The sequence below is a fragment of the Halobacteriovorax sp. DPLXC-1 genome (assembly GCF_036903125.1).
GTDB classification, from domain to species: domain Bacteria; phylum Bdellovibrionota; class Bacteriovoracia; order Bacteriovoracales; family Bacteriovoracaceae; genus Halobacteriovorax_A; species Halobacteriovorax_A vibrionivorans.
In genome coordinates this window covers 15,460-27,756 of sequence record NZ_JAYMCO010000002.1, presented here as the reverse complement: position 1 = coordinate 27,756, position 12,297 = coordinate 15,460, and the positions used below count along the sequence as shown (strand labels likewise).

10 protein-coding genes are annotated in these 12,297 nt (G+C 35.9%); 5 read left to right on the top strand and 5 right to left on the bottom strand.

The genetic code is table 11. The features are described 5' to 3' along the window. Positions 1-73: 73 nt before the first annotated feature. Positions 74-1,405: a KamA family radical SAM protein gene (locus VCM44_RS08380; protein WP_115362748.1), complete on the bottom strand. Its 1,332-nt coding sequence runs from the start codon at positions 1,403-1,405 to the stop codon at positions 74-76. Positions 1,406-1,489: 84 nt separating this feature from the next. Here VCM44_RS08380 and VCM44_RS08375 point away from each other — a divergent pair, with 84 nt between their 5' ends. Together VCM44_RS08375 and VCM44_RS08370 are read left to right on the top strand one after the other, a co-directional pair. Then, positions 1,490-3,676: a penicillin acylase family protein gene (locus VCM44_RS08375; RefSeq protein ID WP_334678529.1), complete on the top strand. Its 2,187-nt coding sequence runs from the start codon at positions 1,490-1,492 to the stop codon at positions 3,674-3,676. A 70-nt stretch (positions 3,677-3,746) separates the two neighbouring features. Then, positions 3,747-5,333, top strand: coding sequence for a hypothetical protein (locus tag VCM44_RS08370; protein ID WP_334678528.1), 1,587 nt, complete (start codon positions 3,747-3,749; stop codon positions 5,331-5,333). Positions 5,334-5,365: 32 nt separating this feature from the next. On the opposite strand, the gene VCM44_RS08365 is transcribed toward VCM44_RS08370, so the two are convergent. Further along, positions 5,366-6,724, bottom strand: coding sequence for a S8 family serine peptidase (locus VCM44_RS08365; protein WP_334678527.1), 1,359 nt, complete (start codon positions 6,722-6,724; stop codon positions 5,366-5,368). 135 nt (positions 6,725-6,859) lie between these two features. On the opposite strand from VCM44_RS08365, the gene VCM44_RS08360 reads away from it, so the two are divergent. The 3 genes from VCM44_RS08360 (at position 6,860) to VCM44_RS08350 (ending at position 9,344) form a co-directional block, all read left to right on the top strand. Beyond that, a complete protein-coding gene (locus VCM44_RS08360) occupies positions 6,860-7,831 on the top strand; it encodes a 2-hydroxyacid dehydrogenase (protein WP_334678526.1) in 972 nt (323 codons plus the stop codon). A 76-nt stretch (positions 7,832-7,907) separates the two neighbouring features. Continuing rightward, positions 7,908-8,588 carry a response regulator transcription factor gene (locus VCM44_RS08355; RefSeq protein WP_158536894.1) on the top strand — a complete coding sequence of 227 codons (681 nt, stop codon included), beginning with the start codon at positions 7,908-7,910 and terminating at the stop codon, positions 8,586-8,588. Positions 8,589-8,699: 111 nt separating this feature from the next. Beyond that, positions 8,700-9,344, top strand: coding sequence for a response regulator (locus VCM44_RS08350; protein ID WP_115362760.1), 645 nt, complete (start codon positions 8,700-8,702; stop codon positions 9,342-9,344). Here the strand turns inward: VCM44_RS08350 and VCM44_RS08345 are convergent. The 3 genes from VCM44_RS08345 to VCM44_RS08335 all read right to left on the bottom strand — a co-directional run bounded on the left by VCM44_RS08345 (position 9,331) and on the right by VCM44_RS08335 (position 12,276). Beyond that, a complete protein-coding gene (locus tag VCM44_RS08345) occupies positions 9,331-10,734 on the bottom strand; it encodes a S8 family peptidase (protein WP_334678525.1) in 1,404 nt (467 codons plus the stop codon). The genes VCM44_RS08350 and VCM44_RS08345 overlap by 14 nt on opposite strands. A gap of 219 nt (positions 10,735-10,953) precedes the next feature. Further along, positions 10,954-11,343: a hypothetical protein gene (locus tag VCM44_RS08340; RefSeq protein ID WP_115362764.1), complete on the bottom strand. Its 390-nt coding sequence runs from the start codon at positions 11,341-11,343 to the stop codon at positions 10,954-10,956. Between the two features lie 3 nt (positions 11,344-11,346). Next, a complete protein-coding gene (locus VCM44_RS08335; protein ID WP_120404829.1) occupies positions 11,347-12,276 on the bottom strand; it encodes a trypsin-like serine peptidase in 930 nt (309 codons plus the stop codon). Positions 12,277-12,297: the final 21 nt, after the last annotated feature.

Genomic DNA, 12,297 nt, shown 5'->3' with positions numbered 1-12,297 from the left:
TCGAGATTTTAATAGCTTATGTGTGCCAACTTAATGACACACATAAGCATATAATCAATAACTTAGAAAGGTATTAAACTTTTTTGATGGCCTCATCAATCATGGCCTTACGAGTTGCTGCATCTTTCCAGCGATCTTGTGCATCAGGGGCCAATTTATGAATTGGATCAAAATAAGTGAAAACTTTATCTGGTTTAACGTATGGTGCACGCCAAACAGAGATACCATTTTCTTGATCGTAGTATTCATAAGAAGCTACGTGACGCTTTCCACCACCACCAGGTAGGTCACAGACAAAAGTTGGAGTATTAAATCCAGCTGTTGTACCACGAACTGCTTTTTCCAGTTCTTCACCTTCGCCAAGAGTTGTTCTGAAGTGTTCACATCCTGGCACCATATCGTGCATATAAACATAGTATGGTTGAATATTCATATAACCAAGTTTACGAGTTAGAAGTACCATCTCATCAACATGGTTATTTACACCTTCTTGAAGAACTGCTTGGTTACGAACTAAGATTCCTTCACTAAAGAGACGGTCCATGGCCATTTGAGACCACTTCGTAATTTCAAGCGGTGAAGAGAAGTGCGTATGAATTACCATTTGTTTTCCAAAGCCAATAGCAAGCTTATGAACCTTAACTAATGCTTCCATCCACTTATCATCTGTAAGAATCTTTTGAGGGAAAATTGCAATTCCCTTAGTAGCATAACGAATACGTCTAATATGAGGTATCTTTAATAAATTCTCACCAATGTACTGGATTTGTTTTGGGTTGAGCATGAAAGCATCACCACCAGAGATAACAACGTCTTCAACTTTTGGATGTTGAGCAAGATATGCAAATACATTATCCCAATGCTTTTGATTTGCTCCATAAGACTCTTTTTCAACAGACTCTGTAGAGCCACCAATAACACGTGATCGTGTACAGTAAGAACAATATACTGGACAAATCGTTAGCGGAAGAAAGAGTACCTTATCAGGGTAACGATGTGTCAGCATCGGCACTGGCGAGTCAACATCTTCACTAAGAGAGTCTGCCATATGCATAGGGTGATCTTCTAAGAACTGAGAACCGATTGGTAAGAATTGTTTTCTTAGAGGACAATTCTCAGGATCGTCCCAATTAATAAGTGCAAAAACGTAAGGAGTGATTCTGATATTCATTGGAGTTATTTGTTGGCCTTTTTGTAGGTCTTCAAAAAACTCTTTTGAAATTTTATCACCTAGTACTTTTTTGACTTGGTCAATTTTACGAATTGAGTTTTTCAGCTGCCATAAGTGGTCAGAAAACTCTCCTCTAGTAACGCCTGCCCATGCAGGAATCTTTTGCCAGAAATCATCATTTCTAAAATTGCGATGTTCAAGATCTGGTATCTTTGAATGATCAATATTAGTCATATAAAAAATCCTTGAATGTAATTTGTAATATTATATCTCAAAATATTGCTTTTTAGGAAACGCTAATCGTGTCATTATAAATATATGGAAAAACCTAATTTAGACTTCAAGACAAACATTTTAGATAATGTAACTAGACAGATATCGACAAAAGACGTCAAAAGCTTTCTTCACGCCCAAGGCTACTATCATGGAAAAGATCGCTTCATGCAAATGGAAATGCTTAGACTAATTGCACAAGGTCGCCTATGTGAGTGTTTAAAAGATACAGAGGAAACATTTGCTATTGATAAATATATGCGTGAATTAGGAATAGACTATTTTGCGAGACAAGAGATAGACAATCTTGACGAGAAAACGTCTAATCTACTCAGCTATTATGTTAATGGAGTAAACAAGGCCATGAGCGAGGGCCTACCATTTGAGTTTAAACTTCTCTCACACACGCCTCAAACTTGGCAAATTAGTGACACAATACTAACAATCAAGGCCATGAGCTTCCTCGGCCTGGCCCAAGGTCAACAAGATCTTGAAAAGCTTATTATACAGCTTCTTCAAAATACAAATCACCAAGATAAGCAAACACAAGATATTAAAATAGAAAGAGTAAAGTCCCTTGCTAAGGGCGCTCTTGATACTATTAGTGATAGTGAGATCAATCTTTTACAAAAAGTAAAAGTATATAATCCCCTAATTCCTGAAAGTTATGAGTTTTTAAAATTTATCCCTAAAATTCAAGCATCTAATAATTGGGTATCAAATAAAATGGGCCACGCAATACATGCATGTGATCCTCACTTAGAATGCAATCGCCTACCGGCCATTTGGTATGAAATGAAAGCAAATATCCAAAATGTTGGAAATTTCTTTGGTATTACTATGCCTGGTGTCCCAGGGTTTGTTATGGGAAGAAGTGATGATACTGCTTTTTCTTTTACATATGGTTTCATGGATATGGTGGATCATTTTATCGAAGAAGTACGCGATGGAAAGTATCGCTTTGAAACGAACTTTTTTGATTTTAAAGTTCGAAGAGATATTATTAAAAGAAAGAATAAAAAAGATGTCGAAATTTATATTAAAGAAACACACGCTGGCTTTCTAGAGGCAGATAGTGAAATAAAAAATATCAAAGATGGCCACTATTTATCAATGGCATGGTCATGTCGAAAAAGAGGTGGCGCAAAAACTCTTAAGGCAGTTCTGGATATCTTTCATGCAAAAAATGTTGATGATTTATTTAAGTGCGTTTCAGATGTAGCAATAAGTTGTAACTGGCTCCTATCAGACTCTGAAGGTAATATTGGCTACCATCAATCAGGAGTCCTACCTAAGAGAAACTTTTCAGGACTGTATCCAATTGAAGGATATTTTAAACAAAATATTTGGCAAGGCTATTACGAGGGTCATCAGCTTTATCATTTTAAAAACCCTAATGAAAAAATTATTGCAACGGCCAATAATAGGATTCAAGATGAACACTTCCCTACTGCTATAAATGCACCAATGGCCTCATATCGTAAAGATAGAGTAACTGAGCTTTTAGTAGAAAATCAAAAGCATTCAACAGATCTTTTTAAACAGATGCAAGGTGATACTTTTTCAAGACAGGCCGACCTTTATATTAATGTTTTTAAGAGCGTATTTAAGGAATCAGATCTTGGAAGAAAATTAATTAACTGGAACCGTAATTATGATGTAGATAATAAAATTGCGCCTATTTTTGAATCGTTTTATAAAACACTTCTAAAAACGTTCTTTAGTGATCACTTACTTGGAAAACAAGTTACGACATATTGTATGGATGAGACATCGATTATTGCAGACTTCTATGGTTTATTTGATCGTATTTTTCTGACAAATGATATTGACCATATTTGGTTTAAGGATACAGCAGACAAGGATACATATATTGCCAAGGCCCTTAAAGAATGTGAGCAAAGGCAAGCTGATACCCGCTGGGGAGATATCAATCGCTACAAAATGAAGCATATTCTCTTTGACGGAAAACTACCGTCTTTTCTAGGTTTTGATGTTGATAATATTGAAATACCAGGAAATCGATCGACAATTACTCAGGGTGCTGTCTATGAAGCTCATGGAAGAACAACATCGTTTGTCCCTTCATGGAAAATGGTAACCGATCATCGCAATCACGATGTCTATACAGTTCTACCAGGAGGACTAAGTGATCGCAGATTTTCAAAGAACTATAAAAGCGACCTAAGTAACTGGATTCATGGAAAATATCGACAGAATTCAATTGTTTAAAATCTAAACCTAATATGTAAACTTTACAAACTTAGGCCTACAATTTTCTTTATTTGCTATAAATGACTCTATGAAATCATCAAAGCAAAATCGATATATTGTTGGGCCAATACTACTTATCCTAGTTAATACTTTCACTCTAGCAAGTGACACTTATAAGAATATGCTAGAGAGCGAATTAAAGTCTTTTACAACAGATACTGAAGAGATTTCATATAGAACAACATTCACTCCACGCTACGTATTGAAGTACCATGAGAGAGTCAAAATTGTTGAAGAATATCGTGAGCTAGAAAGAACGTTGACTTCTAGAGATCATGAGATTGAAAAAATTAGAAAGTACGTAAAAAAGAAGAATTATCTTAAGGCGCTAAAGGCCATTGATTATAAGATTCAAAAATATAATACTGCAATTAACTTAATGAATTATTTGATGATGAGTGGAGATAACTTTATTGCTGCACTATCTGATGACTTTGAAGATATAAATTATGATTCAAAAGCGTTTGAAAAACTCTTTAAGTCAGTAAAAAAACAAATGCAGTATAACTCTCGTTATTACAAACAAAGACGTAATGACCGTCATTCACATACAGGCTTTGATAAATATGAACTAAGAAATCTTAGAAATCCTACAATATTTGACTTTAATGAGTTGAAAGATGAAATAAGCTCACTTGCAAAGAATACGAAAGATAAAGAAATTGTTGAAAAGATATTTGATGGGATTGAAGAATTTCAAGGTGAAATCAAGGCCTTTAAAACATTAAAGAAAGAAACTGAATGGAATGCTGGAAGATATACAATATTCTACGGTATTAAAGAGTTTATTTTAAAAAGTTTAAGCTACGTTGCCCTACCGATGAAGCATGCAATAAAAGAAGAAGAGCTTCAAAAGGTATCTGAGAGAGAATTTCAACCAGGTGATATCGGAGCGATTCAACGATATGGGAAACTATCAAATTTAGTATTTAAAGGAAATTGGACCCACGGCCTAATTTACATCGGTGAATACTCGAAGTTTTCAAATTACTTTAATGTGGATGAAGAAACCAACGAATTATATGCACAAAAGTGTATCGACCAAGGACTTAATTGCAAAAATTATCTTAGTTACTTACATGCGAAATTTCCTGACTCAATGAAGGAATATAAGAAAAGTGAAGAAGACGGTAATCCATATGTAACACTTGAAGGCCTAAAGCCTGGGGTTGTCTTTATGGAATTAGGTCCTTCGATGGCATGGGATAACCTAGTTATCTTAAGGCCAAATTTAAAAAAGAAGGATAAGGCCCTAGCACTTGAGAGAACATTTTCAAGCATTGGTAAGAAATATGATTATTCATTTAATGGAAATTCATATTCTCGATTTGTATGTACTGAACTAATTCAATACTCATATGAATCAAATCCACATGAAGATAAAGAAGGTATTGATTGGGATGTAAATATTGTCATGGGGCGACCTGCAATGTATGGTTTTGATCTTGTGCAAACGTTTATCAATCAAGAAGAAGATAAGAATCGTCCAAAACAGCTTAGTTTAGTGCTATTTATGAAAGGTCTAAAAAAGAAAGAAATTAAGCGCTCATTAAAGGAGCCAGAATTTGGAACGGCCAAGAGAGGAACAATAAAAGAATTAAAAGATACTCTATAAGAAAAGGCCGCTTATGCGGCCTTTTTTATTTGTTATTTTAAAACGAAATTTGAAGGAAGTGGTAAAACAGATCCTTTGATATAAATCGGAGTACGACGATACTTCTCTCTTACTTCTACTTCCATATCAGCAACATCTTCTTTAGCTGAAGCAATGGCCTTTGATAGAGAAATATCTAAAGAAAGTATTGCTGCACGCTGTGCACGTTCAGAATTTACAACACCACCAGTCTTAACTTTACCAGCTAGAAATGACTTCGTATCAACTGTTTCCATAATGATCTTTTTAACATCAACAGGCTTTAAACTTGGATTGATATCAAGAATCTTTCCAGCAACACCAGCTACATAAGGAGCGGCCTGTGAAGTTCCAGAAACTTTAATATACTTATTACCTGGAGCACTTGAAAGAATACCAACGCCTGGAGCTGCTACATCAACCATCTTCTCACCATAATTAGAAAAAGGTGCAAGTGATGAATAATCAATAGTTGCCGCTACTGATAATTCATTATCACCTTGAATATTAGTTGGTGATGTTGGGTACTCATCATTGTTAAGTCCATCATTACCGGCAGCAAAAACAAATAAAGTATTTGGTGCTGCTTTTAGCATTGATTGTGAATTATCAACTAAAGCATTAACAAAGTATTTAGCATAATGCTCTACTGTCTCAGGATTTGGTTCTTTTTTAGAAACAGTCTTCATAACAGTTTCAACAATCATTTTTGCTTGTGGGAATCCCGTACCAAATGATCCGTTAGCAACCTTAGCTCCGTGATCAGATACATAGTAAGCAATTTCATTGAAAGTACCAGTCTGAGCTTTAGCAAGAGCATCGATTGCTCTTTTTACAAGAAAATCAATAATTCCCTTATCTTGGTTAAGTGAAGCAATTTCTTGTCCTGGAAGTTTTACTTCTGTTGGAATAAGTTTTACAGCTAAGATTTTTGCATCATCAGACTTTGTAGCACTAATTCCCGCTACGTGAGTTCCGTGCATAAAGTTACCGTAAACAGTCATACGCTTAATAAAGTCTTCATTTTTAATGATTGACCTCATCCAGTCTAATTCTTCAGGAGTAATCGTCCCACGCATCGACTTTTCTTGTAACTCGAAGAACTTAACCATATCGTCATTTAACGTTCCAAGATATTTGTAATCAATTACCTGATTATTAGATTCAGCAAAGTTCCAACCATAAACATCATCTTGGTATCCATTACGATCTTCGTCTCTTTGGTTACCAGGAATCTCTAATTGATTAATCCAGGCCTTTGGAGCAATCACTTCGTGTTGCATATCTGTACCTGAGTCAATAATAGCGATAGTTGCTGCTGAAATTTGAGATGTTACAATGGCCGCTGCCATTATCTTTGATAAGTATTTCAAAATCTCCTCCATTGAGTATTTTTGCATAAATATAGTCTAATCTATATTTTAAAAGTATATTCTATGATGTAAAGCCGCTTTAGCAAAAGATCTGACAACACAACGTTTAAACGGTGCATAAACAAAGGTATACAAATGAAAAAATTTAATATTTTCGCCACAGATATAATCCAAGGTCCCCTTTATGAGAGGCTTAAGAAAGATGGTCATAAACTTACAGTTTGGGATCGCAAAGAAGATGGCCCTCTCACAAGTGAGAAAATGATAGAAAATGCTAATGACTCTGAAGTGATAATTTCAATGCTTAGCAATACAATCGATGCCTATATATTGGCCCAGCTACCTAAGCTAAAACTCATCACTCAATATGCTGTTGGGTTTAATAATATTGATATTAAATATGCTCACTCTAAAGAAATCATTATTTGTAATACGCCAAATGTTTTAACTGAAGCCACAGCCGAATTAGCAATGGCACTTATGCTGGCCGTTGCAAGAAATTTAGAAGCTGCAAGAAAGAATGTTCTTAATAACGAATGGGAAACATGGGAGCCTTCAGGCTTTATTGGAAATTCTTTATTTAAGAAGAAACATGGAATCATTGGTGCAGGAAGAATAGGAACTCAATTGGCAAAAATGTGTAAGGGCGCCTTTGATCAAGAAATATACTACACTGGCCCAAATCGAAAAGATGAAATTGAATCCAGTTGCGATGCTAAATATTTAAGTTTAGAAGAATTGGCAAAAGAATGCGATATCATCTCAATTCATTGTCCATATAATGAAGAAACCCATAAGCTAATTGATAAAGAGATATTCGCTCTTTTTAAAAATAACGTTATTCTCATAAATACAGCACGTGGAGAGATCATCGATGAAGAAGAGCTCTTCTCATTCTTTGATAAGCACAAAGAAGCAAAGGCCGGTCTTGATGTTGTGTGTAACGAGCCATTAAAAGCAGACTCTCCCTTGCGTAAGTTAGACAATGTGTTCATCCTCCCCCATATTGGCTCCGCCAACGACGAGGCGCGCTTAAACATGGCCCAATTAATTTACGACAATATTTCTGCGTTCAGTAAAGATGAAGAATTAAAAACAAGAGTTTAGTTTTGTTTACTAAAATTAAGCTGAAGATTTCTTGATAAATTTATACATTATATTCATGAATATAAAGGAGCTATTCATGAAAAAAATATTAATCATAGATGATGATCAAGAAATTCGAGACCTACTGCGTGCATTGCTGGAAAGTAATTATAATATTATTGATGCCAGCAATCAGGATGAGGCCATAGCAATTGCTTGGCAAGAAAAACCAGACTTAATACTCTTGGATATCTTATTACAAAATGAATCAGGATTTGAGATTTGCTCACAATTGAAAATGAATGAGGAATTAAAAGATGTTCCAATTGTCTTTATTTCTTCAAAGAATAATGTCAACACAAGAGTTACTGGGTATCAATTAGGAGGTATAAACTTCATCAGCAAGCCGTTTGAGCCTTCTGAAGTTAAGAGTATTATTAATACGACACTAAAGTCGGTCAATAATGAAAATGCCATGGAAGTTATAAACTATCGTGACATAGCTTTAAATGTACCTTCTCAAGAAGTTAAGATCAAAGGCCATCGCATTCATTTTACGTCTTCTGAATTTAAGATCATTCATCTTCTACTTAAGAATGAACAAAATGTTCTCGCAAGAGAAAAAATCCTAAACCATATTGCACCAGACAATCATAAAGTGAATGACCGCATGATTGACACGTATATTAGTTCCATCAGAAAAAAGATTAAGGATTCTAATTATATTATTCGCAGTGTTTATGGCGAGGGTTACAAGATTCAAGAAATCTCTGCATAGTGCAGAGATTTCATTTCTAACTAACTTATACAAAAGCCTATTTAAAGAAATTTAATTAAAATTTAGACTACTTATCCTAAATTTGACTCATGACTCAATTATACTGAGTGTATGAAAAAGCACATCATGGTTATTGACGACTGCTACGAAACCGCCAAGCTCCTTGCCACTAGCCTGCAAAACACATTTAGCTTTCATGTCAAGTATCATACTAACCCATTCAAGGCCATTGAGGATATTAAAACTCTAGCATTACTTGGTGATGATAAACTCTATATCATCTGTGATTACATGATGCCTCAAATGGATGGTATTGAATTATATGATGAGATTTCAATTCTTGATAAGAATATCAGCTTTATCCTCTTAACGAATGAAAATGATAGCCAGGTGATTGAAGAGGCAGCAAGAAAAGGAATCGACCTCTTTCTATTAAAACAACAGGGTTTTGACGTTATTATTAATCAGATAAATAAGATCATTAACGACGACAGCACTCTTGGCCATGAATTAATTGAGGTATTTGAAGTCACCGATATAGTACGAGGTTTTAAGATCGTTGAAAAAGGCTTTGGGCATTTGAAATTAATCACAAAAGAAGAAATCCCTCGTAATGCGATTATAAAGATAGGTACAGGTTCAAACGATAATGATATCTACCGAGTTAATAGCTGCAAGATAGTTAATGATAAAATTGAAGTTGACTGCTCACTACTTACCTCAGAGGCACCGGCAAGACATCTTAGAGCTGCTTAGTAAACTTGTATCGATGAAAAATAACAACGGCCATGATAAAGAAAAGGCCAATAAGTGTTCCATTTCCGCCTTGGCCACCACTTACATCTTCAATAGTCCCACATGCTCCACCGCTTTTGTTACCAGAAGAAAATCCATCATTTAAGGCAGCTGTACCACCCACAAGGACCGGATCTTTATAACTAAAGTTAGCATTAGGAGTTGTGTTATAAGCAAGGGAGACAGCCTCATATGGATCCACAGCACCTTTAGAACAACTCTCTTTGTCACAATAATATGAAACAGCTGTTTGAGTAATAATTTGTCGAACTTGATCTGGATATAGGCCTGGATTTGCTTGGTAAATCATTGCGGCTGTTGCAGAGATAAAACCTGCGGCCATTGATGTTCCATTCATACTAGCAAATGACTCAGTACTTGGTGTGGTCTGACCACTATTTACTGTTGATAAAATCCCATCCCCTGGGGCAGCAATATCAACAATGCTACCAAAGTTTGAATATGTTGAACGACTTCTTGATTGATTAACAGCACCGACTCTTAAAACACCTCGACAATTTGCAGGGGTATAAAATGTTGCATCTGCATTTGAGTTTCCTGTTGCAACAACCACTACTGCACCTTGTGACTTCGCAAAGTCAATCGACTCTTGCATATAACGACTACAACTTCCGCGGGCCCCTAAAGACATATTAATAACTTTTGCAGGATTTGGATTTTGGCCAGCTCCTCTCACACTTCCACCAGCGGCCCAGCGTACAGCATCTGCAATATCAGATGTTAACCCACCACATGCACCTAAAACTCTTACCGGAAGAAGATTGATTCCTTTTGCGGCACCAACAATACCGTAGTTATTATCAGAGCGAGCAGCAACGATTCCAGCGATATGAGTCCCATGCCATGTTGAAGAACTTGAGCCTGCACTACAAGTGCCAGAATTATCACCGAAGTCCCCTTCATCACTTGGATCACTATCACGGCCTCCACCGTCACGAGAATTGGCACCATCGGAGATCATGTCATAGCCTCCCACAACATTTTGGTTAAGTTCAAAATGTGATGTGATACCAGTATCAATAATGGCAACTGTTACATTTGGTCCACCGTCGGCCAATGCATATTCACGAGCATGATAGAATGAATTTGAAAGATAATTATTGAAGTACCATTGGTTAGAATAATAGGTATCATTATACTCACCGTAGTGAGCAAATAGTCTCCTATCCTCTTCCACATATTCAATATCGCCTGAAATAGAAAAGCTTGCAAAGCTTGTTGTAGGATTTGCGATTGATGTTTCGCTTGAGCCATCTTTATATTTAACAATATAATTGGCCGAAAGATTGGCCGCGAAACTCGCGGCCAGAGCAAGTATTAAAAAGCGCATACTCATCCTTGAGTCTTTGTGTCGGTCATTCGACTATCACTAGCATCCTGCCGGTGACATGCTTATATATAAGCACGAACCGTGCCAATTGTTCATTTTAAGATATCCACTACATACAAAGATATGCTGTCAAAATGAACCACATTAGGGCCAATGTGCTTACACAAAGGTGTCATCTTTGTGACTTAAATAAAATTAAATTTGGATAATAAAGGTTAATTAGGATTCAATAAGAGTGACTTTCCATCTGCGATTGTCAGGGTCTGTAAGAAAGAAAAACTGGATTCCTTCATGGACAAGAATTTCTGGTGAGCGCTCACTCGATAATATATTTAGATCTTCACCTGAGCTTTCAAGACGGTAATTTACAAACTCCACCTTCTTTTGAAGCTCGATTAATTCATCTTGAGTGCTAACGATAAAATCAAAGACAATATTATTTCCAACTTGAGCAAGCTTTGGCCTTTCAATGACGAGAAAGCGTATTTGATCGTTATAGAGAACAATAGAGTCAGATGCATTTTCTATTTCTAAGTCAAATACATCACTCAAAAAAGATGATGTAAGATGTGCATTTGAACTGAATAAAATGACCTGACCGAGTTTCATTCTTTAATTATTACGGCGACTTTCGATATCGTCAATAATGGCACCAATTTTTAAAACTGACTCTCCATCACAACCATCTTCTTCACAATAAACAACACGATTACATTGCTTCTCAGTGTCCCAAATAAGATCATCATGGCCACGAATTAAAAGCCCTACCATCTCATGTGTTTTCTTATCAAAGACAGGGCCACCACTATTACCACCAAACGCATCAAGATTTGTATTGTAGAAAAGCTCATCATCATAGCGAACAAAACCATTAGTTGAATAACGAGATAGGAAACCATTAGGGTGTCCAATCATATAAACTTCATCACCATTTTGAAGTAGGTCTTTTTTTATCTTAACTGGCCTACGCCCACCTTCTACATTACGATCTAATTCGATAAGTGCGTAATCAAAAGTCTTATCTCTTGTTTGATGATACGCTAAGATCTTACTACAGTGATAGACTTGGCTTTTAACAAAGTATTGAACCTTATTTTTAGATCCTAAATCGGCCCTTGCATCAAAGACAAAGCTTTTTCGATCACATGCTAATTGATAATTTTGAATACAATGAGCTGCTGTTAAAACAGTCTTAGGTCCAACTAATACAGAACTGCACCCACCATAGGCCAAGTCATTTAGAAACTCGTTTTCACCTTCACACATTTTGGCCTTTTTGAAGAAATTCTGTCCCTTAGCACTATATAATTTACCATCTAGGATTTCATTTAAACTGAAGCGATTAACCATAAGAGCTGTCGCATGAGCACCATTTTTTACGTCCTGAGATAACTCACCTGTCGTATCAGCAATATCTAGTTCACCGTAAATGGCCTTATCAAGATGCTTAAAAAACGAAGCAGCACCATTAGCAACAGATGCATTTGAATTAAGAGTTGAAAAACAAAGTAAAGCTGTGAAAATGTAATTAGATAATCTCATAACCGCCCTTAAAATAATCGT